14 protein-coding genes are annotated in these 16,386 nt (G+C 46.8%); 6 read left to right on the forward strand and 8 right to left on the reverse strand.

Annotated elements, in window-relative coordinates; all coding sequences use genetic code 11:
- Positions 1–21 precede the first annotated feature (21 nt).
- Genes aroB through CSHOW_RS04590 form a run of 6 tightly spaced genes read left to right on the forward strand, consistent with a single transcriptional unit; the run spans position 22 to position 6,806 of the window.
- Positions 22–1,059, forward strand: coding sequence for a 3-dehydroquinate synthase (gene aroB, locus CSHOW_RS04565; RefSeq protein WP_039895172.1), 1,038 nt, complete (start codon positions 22–24; stop codon positions 1,057–1,059).
- Complete coding sequence (locus CSHOW_RS04570) at positions 1,056–2,651, forward strand: mechanosensitive ion channel domain-containing protein (RefSeq protein WP_002947994.1); 1,596 nt, start codon at positions 1,056–1,058, stop codon at positions 2,649–2,651. Before aroB ends, CSHOW_RS04570 begins: the two co-directional genes overlap by 4 nt.
- Complete coding sequence (mtaB, locus tag CSHOW_RS04575; protein WP_002947993.1) at positions 2,641–3,930, forward strand: tRNA (N(6)-L-threonylcarbamoyladenosine(37)-C(2))-methylthiotransferase MtaB; 1,290 nt, start codon at positions 2,641–2,643, stop codon at positions 3,928–3,930. The genes CSHOW_RS04570 and mtaB overlap by 11 nt, the downstream gene beginning before the upstream one ends.
- Positions 3,917–5,584, forward strand: coding sequence for an AAA family ATPase (locus CSHOW_RS04580; RefSeq protein ID WP_002947991.1), 1,668 nt, complete (start codon positions 3,917–3,919; stop codon positions 5,582–5,584). The genes mtaB and CSHOW_RS04580 overlap by 14 nt, the downstream gene beginning before the upstream one ends.
- 15 nt (positions 5,585–5,599) lie before the next feature.
- Positions 5,600–6,139 (forward strand): molybdopterin adenylyltransferase, encoded by a 540-nt coding sequence (gene mog / locus CSHOW_RS04585; protein ID WP_002947989.1) that lies wholly within the window; start codon positions 5,600–5,602, stop codon positions 6,137–6,139.
- A gap of 7 nt (positions 6,140–6,146) precedes the next feature.
- A complete protein-coding gene (locus CSHOW_RS04590) occupies positions 6,147–6,806 on the forward strand; it encodes a hypothetical protein (RefSeq protein WP_002947987.1) in 660 nt (219 codons plus the stop codon).
- Between the two features lie 249 nt (positions 6,807–7,055).
- Here CSHOW_RS04590 and CSHOW_RS04595 read toward each other — a convergent pair whose 3' ends face one another.
- From CSHOW_RS04595 to CSHOW_RS04630, 8 genes are all read right to left on the reverse strand, one after another.
- A complete protein-coding gene (locus tag CSHOW_RS04595) occupies positions 7,056–7,682 on the reverse strand; it encodes a DedA family protein (protein ID WP_002947986.1) in 627 nt (208 codons plus the stop codon).
- Between the two features lie 351 nt (positions 7,683–8,033).
- Complete coding sequence (locus CSHOW_RS04600) at positions 8,034–8,813, reverse strand: MetQ/NlpA family ABC transporter substrate-binding protein (protein WP_002947984.1); 780 nt, start codon at positions 8,811–8,813, stop codon at positions 8,034–8,036.
- A 192-nt stretch (positions 8,814–9,005) separates the two neighbouring features.
- Positions 9,006–9,779, reverse strand: a complete 774-nt coding sequence (locus CSHOW_RS04605; protein ID WP_002947971.1) for a MetQ/NlpA family ABC transporter substrate-binding protein — start codon at positions 9,777–9,779, stop codon at positions 9,006–9,008.
- Positions 9,780–9,932: 153 nt separating this feature from the next.
- Positions 9,933–10,706, reverse strand: a complete 774-nt coding sequence (locus CSHOW_RS04610; protein WP_002947970.1) for a MetQ/NlpA family ABC transporter substrate-binding protein — start codon at positions 10,704–10,706, stop codon at positions 9,933–9,935.
- Between the two features lie 257 nt (positions 10,707–10,963).
- Entirely contained in the window at positions 10,964–11,638 is a 675-nt protein-coding gene (locus CSHOW_RS04615) for a methionine ABC transporter permease (protein WP_039895157.1), read from the reverse strand.
- Entirely contained in the window at positions 11,638–12,594 is a 957-nt protein-coding gene (locus CSHOW_RS04620; RefSeq protein ID WP_002947968.1) for a methionine ABC transporter ATP-binding protein, read from the reverse strand. The genes CSHOW_RS04615 and CSHOW_RS04620 overlap by 1 nt, the downstream gene beginning before the upstream one ends.
- Before the next feature lie 43 nt (positions 12,595–12,637).
- Positions 12,638–13,624 carry a diaminopimelate dehydrogenase gene (locus CSHOW_RS04625; RefSeq protein ID WP_002947967.1) on the reverse strand — a complete coding sequence of 329 codons (987 nt, stop codon included), beginning with the start codon at positions 13,622–13,624 and terminating at the stop codon, positions 12,638–12,640.
- 117 nt (positions 13,625–13,741) lie between these two features.
- A complete protein-coding gene (locus tag CSHOW_RS04630; protein ID WP_002947966.1) occupies positions 13,742–16,369 on the reverse strand; it encodes a valine--tRNA ligase in 2,628 nt (875 codons plus the stop codon).
- Positions 16,370–16,386: the final 17 nt, after the last annotated feature.

Consider the following 16,386-nt stretch of genomic DNA (forward strand, 5'->3'; position numbering starts at 1 on the left):
AAAATAAAAGCGGAGAATAAGATGAAAATAGATATAAAATTTGACGGCAAGCCGGGCTACGGCGTCTATATAAACGAGCTAAAAGAGCTTAAATTTGACGCTAAAGTCGCTATCGTTACAAACGCAAAAGTAGGCGGGCTTTATCTGCAAAATTTACTCTCACGCATAGATTGTCCGCAAAAATTCGTCATCAGCGTCCCAGACGGCGAAGAGTATAAAAATATGCAAACGATCGAGGCGATCTTAGAGCAGCTTTTTGTTAGCCGCCTTGACCGCAGCAGCGTGATCATCGCTCTTGGCGGCGGAGTGGTGAGCGATATGGCGGGCTTTGCGGCGAGCATTTTCGAGCGCGGGATCAAATTTATAAACATCCCGACTACTCTGCTAGCGCAAGTGGATGCTAGCGTGGGCGGAAAAACGGGTGTAAATAATAAATTTGGCAAAAATCTAATCGGCTCGTTTTATCAACCTAGCGCCGTTTACTGCGAGACCGAGTTTTTAAAGACGCTTGAAAAGCACGAATTTGCAGCAGGCCTCGCAGAGGCCGTAAAGATGGCCGTAACCTTTGACGAAAAAATATTTTCGTGGATGGAGGATGCAGATTTGACGGATGAGGCGAATTTGCAAAATTTGATCTACCGCTGCGTGCAGATAAAAGCCGCCGCCGTAGAGGCCGACGAACGCGAAAAGGGCGTGCGAGCGGTGCTAAACTACGGCCATACCTTCGCTCACGTGATAGAAAACGAAACGAACTATAAAAAATACCTGCACGGCGAGGCGGTGGCGATCGGGATGAATATGGCTAATTCGCTAGCGGTGAAGCTAGGCCTCATGAGCGAGGAGCAAAAGGCGCGCGTGGCGGAGTTGCTAGTTAAATTTGGCCTGCCGATAAGCTACAAGGTGCCAAACGCAAGCAGCTTTTACGAGGCTTTTTTCCTCGATAAAAAGGCGGAAAACTCAGCGATCAAATTTATCTTGCCGCGAGGTATCGGAGACTACGAGATACAAAAAGACGTGCCGCGCGAGCTCGTGATGGACGTTTTAAGAGAGTTTGAATGAGAAAAATTTTATTTATTTTATTTTTTGCGATCTTTGCTTATTCGCTTGATGATATTCCTAGCGAATTTAACGCGACAAAAGAAGCTCAGCTATCCGAACTAAACGCGTCTTTGGCCTTTATCGAGGACGAGCTAGCCGATAACATCTGGGCGACTCGCTACTCAAACTACAACACCTTTCAAAAGCTAAGCGCGGAGCTCGACGAAATCGAAGCAGCGATAAAAAAACAGGCAAAAAATACCGAAAAAGTACTCGAGCTACAAAAAAAACAAAGTACGCTAAAAGAGCAGATCGAACTTCTAAGAGAGTTTCAAAAAGCGCCGTTTTCTAGCATGATAACGGCTCCCGAGATAGAAATTTTACAAAAGATAACCAATCCCGTCGCCGTGATCTCGGGCTTTTCGCACATAAAGCAGCTCAGAAGCGAAAAAGACGAGTATAAACGCCGACTAGACGGGCTTTCTAAGACGACCGACGAGTTAGCTAGAAAAGAGCAAATTTTAACCCAGATCGTAAATTTGAGCGACGACGCGCGCTTTCAAGCAGAGCTTGCCGAGGCTAGGCAGGAGCTAGCGGAATTTAACGCCGCGGCCGACATCGCAAAGACCACCTACGGTGTGTACGAAAAGCGCGTAAACGAAGCGATAAACCGCACTAGCGAGGACATCAAGGCGCAGATGAAAAAGGCGCTTGATATCGGTATATTTATCGTCGTTGTTATCGGACTTTCGTTTTTGTTTAAATTTATCATTAAAAAGACGATCACCGACAACGAGCGCCTCTATACGGCAAATAAATTTATAAATCTCGTAAACATCACGCTCATTATCATGATCTTGCTTTTTGCCTATATCGAAAACGTGACCTATCTCGTCACGGTGCTGGGCTTTGCGTCCGCTGGTATTGCGATTGCCATGAAAGATATGTTTATGAGTATGCTCGGCTGGACGGTCATCGTTTTTGGCGGTAGTTTTCACGTCGGCGACCGCATCAAGGTGCGCAAGGACGGAGAGGACGTCGTGGGCGACATCATCGATATCTCGCTGCTTAGGATGACTATTTACGAGGATGTCACGATCGTCACGGTAAACTCAAACCGCAGAGCCGGGCGCATTATATTTGTACCGAACAACTATATCTTCACCGATCTGATCGCAAACTACTCGCACCACGGCATGAAGACCGTCTGGGACGGCATCGACGTCGTTTGTAGCTTTGATTCTAACCACAAAAAAGCCGCTCACATCATCAAAGATATCGCGCGAAAATACTCTAAAGGCTACACGGAAATCGCCAAAAAACAAATGAGCAAGCTGCGAAATCAATACAGTATAAAAAATCCAAACGTCGAGCCGCGCGTGTTTACCTTTATCGAGCCTTACGGTGTGAAAATTTCAGTCTGGTACATGGCAAACACATTTGCCACGCTATCTTTGCGAAGCACGATAAGTGCGGAGATAATGGAAGCTATAGCTAGCCACGACGACATCGTTATAGCCTATCCGACGCAGACTTTATATATGGATAGGCGCGTAAAAGCCGGCGAGTCAAAGCCGATGGGCGAAGGCGGCGAGGAGAAGCATGAAGCCTAACTCAAATTTGACCCTGCAAGAGCCGCGCCGAGAGAAGGTGTATTTTAAAACCTTCGGTTGTCGCACGAACATCTACGACACGGAGCTAATGAAAAGCTACGTCAAAGACTACGATATCGTTAGCGACGAAAACGAAGCCGACATCGTGGTAGTAAACTCCTGCACGGTCACAAACTCCGCCGATAGCGGTGCGCGCAGCTACATAAACGGCATAAAAAAACGCGGCGCTAGAGTGATACTAACGGGCTGCGGCGCTGTGAGCAAGGGCAAGGAGCTGTTTAACAAAAGCGCGGTTTTTGGCGTAATAGGAGCGAGTAAAAAAGAGGACATAAACGCGCTGCTAAAGTCGCAAGACCCGTTTTTCGAGCTTGGAAATTTAAAAAGTATCGACAAAAATATCGTAACCAACTACGAAAATCACACCAAAGCCTTTATCAAGATCCAAGAGGGCTGCGACTTTGCCTGCAGTTACTGTATCATCCCCGCCGTTCGCGGCAAGGCGCGCAGTATGGATGAGGAAGCTATTTTGCGTGAGGCTAAAATTTTAGCCTATAACGGCTACAACGAGCTAGTGCTAACCGGCACAAACATCGGTAGCTACGGCAAGGATACAGGTTCAAGCCTGGGTCGCTTGCTAGGACGGCTCGGTAAAATAGGCGGCATAAAGCGCATAAGGCTCGGTAGTATCGAGCCCAGCCAGATAGACGAGAGCTTTCGCGAAATCTTGCGCGAGAGCTGGCTGGAGCGGCACCTGCACATCGCGCTTCAGCACACGAGCGAGGCGATGCTGCGTATCATGAGACGGCGAAATCAAGCCTTTAGGGATTTGGAGCTGTTTTTGGAGCTTAGCCAGATGGGTTTTGCGCTAGGAACCGACTACATCGTGGGGCATCCTGGCGAGAGCGAGGAAATTTGGAGCGAGGCACTAGACAATTTTAAAAAATTTCCGCTCACGCATCTGCACTGCTTTGCGTATTCGCCGCGAAGTGGTACGCACTCGGCGGATATGAAAGTGGACGTTAACGGCGACGTGGCGAAGGCTAGACTTAAGGTTTTAAAGCAAATCGTAGCGGAGAATAATTTTAAATTTAGGCAAGAACACGCCAAAAAATGCGGTAGCCTAAACGTTTTAGTCGAACAGCTAAACGGTGAATTTTACGAAGGTTTCGATCAGTTTTATAACAAAGTAAAAATCAAAACGGATAAGCAAATTTTAAAAGAGTGGGCGGTCATAGATAAATTTGAAGTAAAAAGCGAGGGCGACTATGCGCAAATTTAAGCTAAATAAACAAAAGATCATCGTGATTTTGACGGCTATTTTGGCGGTTTTGCTAGCCGTTGCGGTGGGTAGAAATCAACCCAAAAACATAATGTACGAAAGCTATGAAAAGCTGCTAGAAGGCGACATGATCGCAAGCGCGACCGTAAACGGCGGCGAGCTGGAGCTCACTACTAAAGGCGGTAACAAATATATCATCGTAAAAGATGGCGTAGATATGCGCGCTCTAGTGCAAAAAGTACCCATCGATCTAAAAAAAGAGACGCCCGTGCTGGATGAAATTTTAGCCGTGCTAGCGCTGCTTGTTATCTGCTTTGGGGGGCTTGCGATTTATGCTAGGTTTAAAAAACAAAAACTAGCCGCTCAAAACGAAAATCAAAAAGCAAACGTCTATGAGTACGACAATATCGCCGCTAGCTCGGTGGCGCCTGCTATCTCAAATGTCAAATTTGACGACGTGGCGGGTATAAAAGACGTCAAATTTGAGCTAAGCGAGATCGTGGATTTTCTAAAAAATCCGACGAAATATAAAAAATTCGGCATCAAAATGCCAAAAGGCGTGCTGATGGTGGGGCCTCCTGGCGTGGGTAAAACGCTAGTAGCAAAGGCCGTCGCGGGCGAGGCGGGAGTGCCGTTTTTTTACCAAAGCGGCGCGAGTTTCGTGCAAATTTACGTCGGTATGGGCGCAAAACGCGTGCATGAGCTGTTTTTAAAGGCTAAAGCCTATGCGCCGTCTATCATCTTTATCGACGAGATCGACGCCGTGGGCAAGGTGCGCGGCGGCAACCGAAACGACGAGCGCGAGGCTACGCTAAATCAGCTACTTACCGAGATGGACGGCTTTGAGGACAACTCGGGCGTCATCGTGATCGCCGCGACCAACCGTATCGAGATGATAGACGAGGCGCTGCTACGCTCGGGGCGATTTGATAGGCGCATATTCCTTTCGATGCCCGATTTTACCGATAGAGTCGAGATTTTAAAGTCTTATCTAAAAGATAAAAATACTAGCGTAGAGCCCCAAGACGTGGCGCGTATCAGCGTCGGTTTTAGCGGGGCGGCTCTTTCCACGCTGGTAAATGAAGCTGCGATAAACGCGCTAAGACGCGGCGGCGAGATAATCGAATTTAGCGATTTTGAAAGCGTTTTAAACAAAGTCTTGCTCGGTAAAAGAAGGATTTTAAGCTACAACGACGAGGAAAAGCGCATTCAGGCGCTATATCAGGGCGCAAAGGCTTTGGCTGCGTATTGGTTCGGGATAGAATTTGAAAAAATTTCGCTCGTCGAGGAGCAGTTTATGCGCCCCGAGCGAGAGATAGAGTCGCGCTCGCAGATGTTTGCGCGTATCAAGGTCTGTTTGGCGGGCATGAGCGCGCTAAAGATGGTCAAAGACGATACTTTTTCAAACTCTAACGCCGACATCCAAAAGGCTCGCGAGATCGCGCAAAATATGGTCTTTGAGTACGGTATGGGGCATACCTTTACGCCAAGCGCGGCTGAGGCCGAGGAGTTACTGCAAGAGGCATACGCCGAGGTCGGAACGTTTTTAGCAGGCATGAAAACGCAACTAGAGCGTATTTGCGAGCATATCGAGATTTTTGAGAGTATCGATAAAGACGCGCTGGGCAAGATAATAAAAGAGTATTACAACTAAATTTAAGGAGAAAAAATGAAGGCAAAAATAGGCATTTTGACGCTAAGCGACCGCGCTAGCGAAGGCAAATACGACGATCTATCGGGCGCGGCGATAAAAGAGGTTTTGGATGGCTGGATAACGAGCGAGCGCGAGTATTTTTACGAGGTGATTCCCGATGAGATCGAGCTCATAAAAGAGCGCCTAAAACACATGATAGACGTGCTAGACTGCGATCTAGTGCTAACGACGGGCGGCACGGGACCGGCTCCACGCGACGTGACGCCTGAGGCGACCGAGGCCGTATGCGAAAAGATGATGCCCGGCTTTGGCGAGCTAATGCGCGCAGCCAGCCTAAAATACGTCCCCACAGCGATCCTATCGCGCCAAACGGCCGGTATCAGAGGGCACGCGCTCATCGTAAATTTACCCGGCCAGCCAAAGGCGATCAGGGAGTGCTTGGAGCCCGTATTTCCTGCGATCCCGTACTGCATCGACCTAATCGGCGGCGCATTTATAGAGACTGATGAGAGCGTGATGAAGGTGTTTCGCCCGAAACAAAAGAAAATTTCATGATCCACGCGTGCTAAACTTTTTTGAAAATATAAATTTAAAGGCTACGAGGCTGCTTGAGGGCTATTATTCGCTCTTTTGCGGCCTTTTTACGCTTTGTATCGGCGTTTATGCGCTCGGGCTAGTTTTTGGGGCAGAGTGGCTTTTACTTGCCGCTAGCGCTTGTATCTATGCGTGTTTCGTCCTGCTTGCATTTCGTTCGCTTTTCTGGTTCGTCTTGAGTCTGATTTTCTCGCCCGTTTTTGCTATAGTCGTACGCGAGCGTTATGATGAAAATTTGCTTTTAGACGTGGTTTTTGCGCTTATTTGGATATTTTGCTGGCTATTTTTATCGCTAGCCGTGAGTGAAAATATCTCAAAACTGGGCAACGAAATCGTATCTAAAATTTTACGTATCGCTGCACTTTTTGCCGTGATCGGTGTTTATTACGTTAGTATCGAAAACAGCCTAAATTTACAAGCTATTTTAAAAGATACCGTTACGCTTCGCATCGTGCTTATCGCCATAAATATCTACATGTTTCCTTCCCTTATCACGCTTTTGGCGCTTGATTTGCGCGGGTATTATTTGAAAAACAAAGACGCAAAAAGGGCTAAATTTTCATTTTTTAATTTCACTAAAGAAGCTTTAAAAGTAATCAAATTTATTGCTTTAAGGCGTAAAATTTAAACGCATAAATCAAATTTGCGTTTTACATGATCTCTAAATTTAAGCCGAAATTTGGCTGCAATAGAGATAAAATTCCAGATTTTTCTGCATTTTTAGGGTTTTGGTTAAATGAAAGGTCGTAAGACACGAAGTTCTTAGCCGCGATATGCCCGTAAAATTTGCCGTAGTTTTTACGGTGCGCTATAAATTTGATAAAGCAAGCAAGGCCAAATTTTGATTTCAGCCTTGCTTGCTAGCTTGATCAGAGGTTTATTCTAGCTCTCGTGCGCCGATTTTTGATTTTTTACTTAGGCGTTTTACGTAAAAAATATAAAGCGCAGTCAGCAGGCCGACGGCGGCGAGTAGGGCGACCACAATGTGGCTAAACGCGCTCTTGTCGTAGTTTTTGCCTAGATACCAGCCCACGGCTAGCAGTATAGCGACCCAGATACCAGCACCAAGCGTCGTGTAGAGGCTAAATTTAAAAAGATTCATCTTAGCAAGGCCGGCAGGCAGGCTGATGTACTGGCGAATGCCAGGGATCAGGCGACAGTTAAAGGTCGAGATCTCGCCGTGTCTTTTGAAAAAGGCCTCAAATTTGCGCATTTTTACCTTCGTTATGCCGACGTATTTGCCGTATTTTAGTACGAGCTCGCGCCCAAAAAAGTAGCACAGATAGTAGTTAAATACGGCTCCTGCGAGGCTGCCCGCCGTACCCGCGCACCACGCTAGCACTAGGCTCATTTGTCCTTGATGCGCTAGATATCCCGCCGGGATCATCGCCACTTCGCTTGGAAACGGGAAAAACGAACTCTCTAAAAACATCATCAAAAATATGCCCGCATATCCCCACTCGCCGACGGTTTGGACGATAAAATTTATAAAATCGCCTAGCATTTTTCTCCTTAAATTTAAAATTATGATTTTAGCAAACTACGGTAAATTTTAGCTTTAGGCGGGCGTAATTTGGGGCTAGGGTCGTCTGCGGCGGTCAAATTTAACGGCGTTTCAGGCGAGTTTTAAATTTGATTGCAAGATAAATTTGCGAGATAAAGATTTGGGTTTTACCCGCACCTTTATAAGGTTTTGTGGAGGATTGTTGAGTTAAAAAAACGAGTCGTGGTCAAATTTGAGTTATAAATTTAACCGCGCCCGTTTGAGCGTCAAATTTGACTCAAATTTTATCGGCCGACTTTAAAATCGGCCAAAAAGCTTCCGTCTCTGCGTCAAAGCGCAAGCGGCGCGTAATCAAAATACCGGCAGGATCGCTCCGTTGTATCTTTTTAGGATAAACTCTTTCGTCTCGGGGCTGGTTGCGGCTTTAACGAGGGCTTTGATTTTCGGGCTATTTTCGTTGCCCGCTTTGACTGCGATGATGTTGGCGTACGGGCTTTCAGTACCTTCGATAGCTAGCGCGTCTTTTTTAGGATTCATACCGATATCAAGGACGAAATTTGTGCTTATAGCGGCAAGATCGACTTCGTCCAGTGTACGAGGTATCTGCGCGCCCTCAAGCTCGACGAAATTTAGGTGTTTCGGATTTTTCACGATGTCTTTTGGCGTGGCTAGCTCAGCGCCCTTATCAAGCTCGATGAGGCCGGCTTTTTGCAGTATATTTAGCGCTCTGTTGCCGTTGGTCGGATCGTAGGCGATCGCGACTTTAGCGCCGTCTTTTAGCTCGATTAGGCTCTTTATCTTTTTTGAGTAAAAGCCCAGCGGCTCAAGGTGTATCGCCGCGGCGGTTATCAAGGTCGTACCTTTTGTTTCATTGTGATTTTTCAGATACGGCCAGTGCTGAAAGAAATTTGCGTCCAAATCGCCGTCTTGCGTCGCTAAATTCGGGATCGAGTAGTCGTTTATCTCCTTGATGACTAGATCGTAGCCCTCTTTTGCTAGAGCGGGTTTGATAAACTCCATGATCTCTGCGTGAGGCACGGGCGAGACGGCTACTACGATAGTGTGATCTTTATCTGCTGCATAGAGGTTAAAGGCTAGCGCCAAACTTGCTAAAATTTTAAAAACTTTCATTATATTTTCCTTTTTTGTTTTGAAAAACGGCGCTAAAAAGGTAAAAGCTTTTACGCCGTTTTATTTTTTGGAGATTTTTCTCGACTATTTTTCTTTTTTGCCAAATTTGAGTCATAAAATTTAGGCAAAAAACGCCTGTTGCGATTTTAAAAACTAAATTTTACGATGGCAAATCGGTTAAATTTGACGCGATCAGAAGCTCGGTATCACCGCGCCTTGGTAGCGCTTTACGATAAAGTCTTTAACCTCGGGAGTTAGTATGGCTTTATCTAGAGCCTTGATTTTCGGGTTATTTTCGTTACCGGCCTTGGTCGCTACGTAGTTGGTGTACGGACTATCCTTATCCTCGAGGATTAGCGCGTCTTTTGTCGGTTTGAGGCCAACGTCTAGGGCGTAGTTTACGTTGATAAACGCTAGCGCGACGTCATCTAAAGAGCGTAGCGTCTGTGCGGACTCCATCTCTTTAAATTTTAGATTTTTCGGATTTTCTATGATATCTAGCGGCGATTTGTATTCGCCCTCTTTAGCCTTTACGATGCCGGCTTTTTCGAGCAAATTTATAGAGCGCGTCGAGTCTGCAGCGTTGTTTGAGATAGCGATGATATCGCCGTTTTTTAGCTCGCTAAGGCTTTTTATCTTTTTAGAATACGCGCCCATAGGCTCGACGTGTACGCCCACGGTCGGTACGATGTGAGTGCCTTTGTCTTTGTTAAACGACTTCATATACGGCAGGCCTTGGAAGTAGTTGGCGTCGAGTTCGCCGTTTTCGACGGCGAGGTTTGGGATCACATAGTCGTTAAAGATTTTAACGTCGAGCTTGTAGCCTTCTTTTTCTAGGATCGGCTTTACGACCTCTTCTAAGATCTCGGCGTGAGGCACGGGAGATGCGCCTACGGTGATTGTTTTGTCGCTAGCATATAGGCCACTAGCTAGAAGCGCGCCAAGAAGTATTTTTGAAAATTGCATTATTATTCCTTTTTTGTTTTGAAAAACGGCGCTAAAAAGGTAAAAGCTTTTACGCCGTTTTGTTTTAAGAGTGGTCTCTAAACTAAATTTGGATTCGTCGTTTCGTTAAATTTGCCCGCGCCGCTAAATTTGAGCGGGCGGAGCTAAATTTGATTAAAACGTCGGGATTATCGCGCCTTTATATTTTGCCTCGATAAATTTCTTTACCTCGGGGCTCGTGACGGCTTTGTCTAGAGCTTTGATTTTTGGGCTATTTTCGTTGCCGACTTTGACCACGACGTAGTTGGTGTACGGGCTATCTTTGCTCTCAAGCACGAGCGCGTCTTTGGTTGGGTTTAGGTTGGCGTTTAGAGCGTAGTTCGTGTTGATAACGGCGATAGTAACGTCATCAAGTGTGCGAGGTACTTGAGCGGTCTCGATCTCTTCAAATTTTAGCTTTTTCGGATTTTCCGTGATGTCAAGCGGAGTTTTTAGAGGGTTGTCGTTTAGCTTGATCAGACCTGCGCTAGCTAGCACGTCAAGCGCGCGGCTCTCGTTTGTCGGGTCGTTTGGTATCGCTACGGTGCTGCCGTCCTTTAGCTCTTTGATATCTTTTATCTTTTTAGAGTAAACGCCCATAGGCTCGAGGTGAACGCCTACGGTTTTAACTAGATGAGTGCCTTTGTTTTTGTTAAATTCCTCAAGATACGGTAGGTGCTGGAAGTAGTTAGCGTCTAGATCGCCGTCTTCGGTGGCTAAATTTGGAGTAGAGTAGTCGTTAAATTCTTTGATCTCAAGAGTAAAGCCGTCTTTTGCAAGGATAGGTTTTACGACTTCTAAAATTTCAGCGTGCGGAACTGGCGTAGCGCCTACGACGATTTTCTCGGCTGCATTTGCGGCGACCGTTAGGCTTAGAGCGACTAGAGAGTATTTGAGTAGATTTTTCATTTTATATCCTTTTTAAAATTTGGCTAGCATTTAAAAAAGGATATGAGCGGAGGCTTAAATTTCTTTTTAAATGCTTAGCAAGACTAAGCGCTTAAAAAGAAATTTTGCGCTTAGCGTTAGTCTTTCGACGACTTAAGTTGAGTGAAGCTACGCATTTCGCACATATCTGATTTCATTTTCTATCCTTTCTTTGTAAAATTAATTTCGGGATTTTATGCAAAAAAAGTTTAAAAGAAAATAAAATCAGATGTAAAAAATCATTTCTTTGTGATCTTATAAATAAAATTTCCTAATGATTGGAAAATTTGAACCATTATGATTAAAATCACGACGGTATAAAGCATGATATCGGGGCGAAATCTCTGATAGCCGTAGTTTATCGCAACAGATCCTAGCCCGCCGCCGCCGACCGCGCCCGCCATCGCCGAAAAGCCGATGATAACGATAAGCGTAAGCGTGATAGAGGCCACGATGCCGGGCAATGCCTCAACGAACATCACCTTAAAAATGATCTGAAAATTTGAGCTACCAAAGCTTCTAGCAGCTTCGATGATGCCTTTATCGACCTCTTTTAGCGCGCTCTCGATCAGCCTGGCGATAAACGGCGCCGCACCGATAGTAAGCGGAACAATAGCCGCGCTGGTACCGATACTGGTGCCTACGATCAGGCGCGTGAGCGGGAAAAGCACGATGATGAGGATGATAAAAGGAAAGCTCCTTAGCGTATTTACCGTGATATCAAGCGCTATAAATAGCGGTTTGTTTGGCTTTAGGCCGTCTTGCGCGGAAAGAACGAGCAAGATAGCGGGCACTAGACCTATGAGAAACGCTAAAAGCGTCGAAACTACGCTCATATAAAGCGTCTCGCCGATAGCCGGGAGCAAAATGCGCTCGAAAACGTCGGGAAATTTAGAAAAATCTATGCCAAACATCACGCCACCTCCCATAGTACGCCGCTTTGCTTGATGTACTCGGTCACGCGCGCCTCGTCTTTAGGATCGACGTTTATGACGAGCGAGCCTAGCACGTTTTCGTTTAGCTTTTCAAGCTTGCCCCAAACGATGTTAAAGTCGATGTTTAGCGTGCGCGCCATATGCGTGATGACGCTGTTTTGCGCGACTTCTTTTGGGAAAAAGAGCCTGATATTTACGCCCTCGCTCGGCAAAATTTCATCCTCGCCGAGGAATTCCTTCATCTTTTCGTCGGGTTTTAAAAATAGCTCCTCGATCGTGCCGCTGCCGATTATTTTGCCGCTTTCTAGCAGCACTGCGCGGCGCGCGATACTTTTTACGACCTCCATCTCGTGCGTGACCAAAACGACGCTGATGTTTAGCGTTTGATTGATCTGTTTTAAAAGCTCGAGTATCGAATTTGTCGTATTTGGATCAAGCGCCGAGGTAGCCTCGTCGGAGAGTAAAATTTTTGGACTTAGCGCAAGGGCGCGGGCGATAGCGACGCGCTGCTTTTGTCCGCCGCTTAGCTCGCCGGGGTAGCTTGCGGCTTTGTTTGCAAGACCTACGAGTTCTAGCAGCTCGCTCACTCTTTTTTTGATTTCGCCGTCTGAGTAGCCCCAAAATTTAAGTGGGGTTGCGACGTTTTCAAACGCCGTTTTTCTAGCCATCAGCGCAAAGTGCTGAAATATCATCCCAACATCTCGCCTAAGCTCTCTTAGCTCTTTATCTTTTAGCGCCGAGATTTCTTTGTCAAATACCTTCAGGCTGCCGCCTTGATAGTCCTCTAGGCCGTTTATGCAGCGAAGCAGGGTGGATTTACCCGCGCCGCTGTGGCCTACGATGGCGAAAATTTCGCCTTTTTTTACGGTTAGATTGACGCCGTCTATGATCTGCGTCGCCCCGTAAAATTTCTTTAAATTTTCTATCTTTATCACTCAAATTTCCTCATTCATAATTCCGCCGAAGCGCTACTAAAATTTATAAAATTTCGCGCCTTAGCTCATCTGCGCTCTTTGGCGAAAGAAGCGCCGGAGCGATGTCAAATACGCTAAATGCGCCGCGCTCACCCTTTTGCGCCAAACGATATGCCGCGCGGGCGTAGGCAACGAGCACGCTCGCGGTAAATTCCGGATTTGAGTCAAGCTTTAGCGAAAACTCGATCAGATGTTTATTTTCGCCGCGCTCGCCCGTCGCTCCGCTTCGCAAGACGAATCCTCCGTGAGGGATGCCGCCGTGCTCTTTTTTAAGCGTCGCAAGATCGATAAAATGCACGCTAGTGTCGTAGTCGGCAAAGTAGTTTGGCATCGTTTTTATCTCATGCTCGATGCGCGCTTTATCGGCGCCGTCCTGCGCCACTACGTAGCACTCGCGCAGGTGCTTTTCGCGCGTGCTAAGCTTTGGGTTTTCGCCCGCGCGAACTCGCTCCAAGGCGCTTTCTATCGGCACGGTGTATTGGCGTGCGTCCACGACGCCCTTGATCCTGCGGATGGCGTCGGAGTGGCCTTGGCTCACGCCTTTGCCCCAAAATGTATAACTGCTGCCGTTTTCTAGCACGCTCTCGCCAAATAGTCTATTTAGCGAAAACAGCCCCGGATCCCAGCCCACAGCGATAATGCCTACTTTTCCGCCTTTTTTAGCTGCGGCGTCTACTGCGGCGAAGTGCTCTGGGATTTTCGCGTGCGTATCGAAGCTATCTACGACGTTAAAATTTAGCGCAAACTCCGGCGTCTGTGTCGGTAGATCCGTCGCGCTACCGCCGCAAAGCACCAAAACGTCAAATTTGCCCTTGTGCGATAAAATTTCATCCGCGCTAAATACCGGCGCGCCGCATGTTTTTACCTCGCTTGGATTTCTGCGGCTAAAAACCGCTGTTAATTCTAAATCCTTGCTATTTTGTGCGGCAAGCTCTACGCCGCGACCCAAATTTCCATATCCTAAAACCGCTATTTTTATTTTTTCGCTCATTTTTTATCCTTTTATTTTTTTAAATTTTTGCGCATTAAACAGTGCGCCGCAGTTTAAATTTAACCGCTCAAGGCACTGTTTGGATCTGCCAAGTCCTAACGCAAAAACCAAAAAATATCAATCGACCGCTCCCAAATTTGCTAGCTCGCTATCTACCTTTTCTAGCTTTTGCGTCGCGCTAGCTAGTCCTTCGCGGTTGGCTTCGACCACGGCTTGCGGGGCGGAGGCCACGAATTTCTCGTTATTTAGCATACTTGATAGCTTTGTTATCTCTTTTTCTAGTTTGGTTTTTTGCGACCGCAGTCGCATGATCACCGCACTCATATCCACGCCTTCAAGCGGCACGAAGACTTCTAAATTTTCGCTCACGTCGCGAGCTGCGTTTTCGATTTTATCGTCGCAGAACTCGATCTGCTCGCATTTGGCTAGCAGTGCGATATAGTTTGTCGCTTCGTTCAAATTTTCGTTTCCGTTTAGCTTGATGAAAGCTTTTGGGATTTTTGAGTTGCCTTGCTCGATGGTTGCCTTTGCGCGGCGGATCGCGACGATAGCCTCGATCACTAGCTCAAAGGTCTTTTCTATTTGCAAATCGCGCTCGTTAGCTTGCGGATACTCCTCGACCATGATCGAGCTCGCGTTTTCTAAATTTGAGCCGCTAAGCTCGTGGAAAAGGTATTCGGAGATAAACGGCATGAATGGGCTAAGTAGCCTCATCGCTTCTTTAAATATCGCTCCAAGCTCTTTTACGCTGCCTTTGTCGGCTTTGCTAAGCTCGATACCCCAGTCGCAAAACTCATCCCATAAAAATTTATAAATCGCGTTTGCCGCATCGTTAAAGCGGTAGGCGTCTATGTTTTCTCGCACTTCGCGCACGCACTCGTTAAATCGGCTTAGCATGTATTTGCCAAGCTTCGTTTCGATTTTGGCGTCGCTTAAATTTGCAAATTTAGACTCGTTTAGCAGCAGGTATTTGCTCGCGTTGTAAAGCTTGTTCGTAAAATTTCTCACTAGCTTCATCTTTTCGTCGCTTAGCTTTATGTCGCGTCCCTGCACGGCAAGTAGCGCAAGCGTAAAGCGCAAGATATCGGCGCTGTACTCCTCGATGCTAACGAGCGGGTCGATGACGTTGCCTAGGCTCTTGCTCATCTTTCTGCCCTGCTCGTCTTTAACTAAAGCGTGCAGATAGATATCGTCAAACGGCAGCTTACCAAGCGCGTTTTCGCCCTGAAACATCATCCTAGCCACCCAGAAAAACAAAATATCAAAGCCGGTGATCAGTAGGTTGTTCGGGTAAAATTCGGCCAAATCGCCCTCAAACCATTTCTCGTTTTTTAGCTCCTCGCCGTTGCCCCAGCCAAGCGTGCTAAACGGCCAAAGCCCCGAGCTAAACCATGTATCAAGGACGTCCGGGTCTTGATGGAAATTTGCGCTTTTGCATTTTGGGCACTGCGTCGGTTCGCCTTCGTCCACCCACTCGTGTCCGCACTCATTACAGTAAAATACCGGGATCTGATGTCCCCACCATAGCTGGCGCGAGATACACCAGTCGCGAAGCTCGCGCATCCAGGCGTTAAAGCTGTTTATCCAGTGCGCCGGGTAAAATTTAGCTAATCCTTCGCCGACCTTTGCGATCGCGTCGTCCGCGATCTGTTTTTTGACGAACCACTGCTTTGAGATGTAGGGCTCGACGACGTTTTTGCAGCGGTAACAGTAGCCGACTTGATTTTCGTAGTCTTCGATCTTCTCGACGTTTCCGAGCTTTTCTAGCTCTGCTACGATGACGTCTCTGGCTTCAAGCCTTTCTAGCCCCTTAAACTGCGCGCACTGCTCGTTTAGGATACCTTTTTCGTCAAAAACGGTGATAAATTTTAGATCGTGTCTTTTGCCGACCTCGTAGTCGTTAGTGTCGTGCGCCGGGGTGACTTTAACAAGACCCGTTCCAAACTCCATATCGACGTGCTCGTCGGCGATGATCTCGATCTCGCGACCGATTATCGGTAGGACGACTTTTTTGCCGATCAAATTTTTATAGCGCTCGTCGTTTGGATTGACCATTACCGCTGTATCACCGAAGTAGGTTTCAGGACGTGTAGTCGCCACAACAATAAATTTATCTTGTTCTCCCGCTAGGTAGTATCTTAGGTGATAAAGCTTGCCTTTGTTTTCCTTGTGTTCGACCTCGATGTCACTGAGCGCGCCGTCGTGCGTACACCAGTTTATCATGTAGTTTTCGCGTACGATGAGCCCTTTTTCGTAGAGATTTACGAAAGCCTTTTTGACGGCTATTCTTAGTCCCTCATCCATCGTAAATCTTTGGCGCGACCATGCCGGCGAGATGCCTAGTTTTCGCATCTGGTGAACGATCATTCCGCCGCTTTTTTCTTTCCATTCCCAGACTTTTTCTACGAATTTTTCGCGTCCAAGTTCCTCTTTTTTGATACCTTGGGCTAGGAGCTGCTTTTCAACGACGTTTTGCGTGGCGATACCTGCATGATCAAGGCCCGGCTGCCACAGCGTTTTGTAGCCGTCCATTCTTTTGTAGCGCGTCATTATGTCTTGCAGGGTAAAGGTTAGGGCGTGCCCGATATGAAGCGAGCCCGTTACGTTTGGAGGCGGCATCATGATGCAAAATTTACGGCCGTCTTTGCGTATGTTTTTGTTCGCGTCTATCTCGAAATATCCGCGTTCTTCCCAAATTTTATAAAATTTATCTTCTACTTCTTTTGCGTCGTAAAATTCCGCCATATTTTATCCTTAATAAT

Source organism: Campylobacter showae, assembly GCF_004803815.1.
Classification (GTDB): domain Bacteria; phylum Campylobacterota; class Campylobacteria; order Campylobacterales; family Campylobacteraceae; genus Campylobacter_A; species Campylobacter_A showae.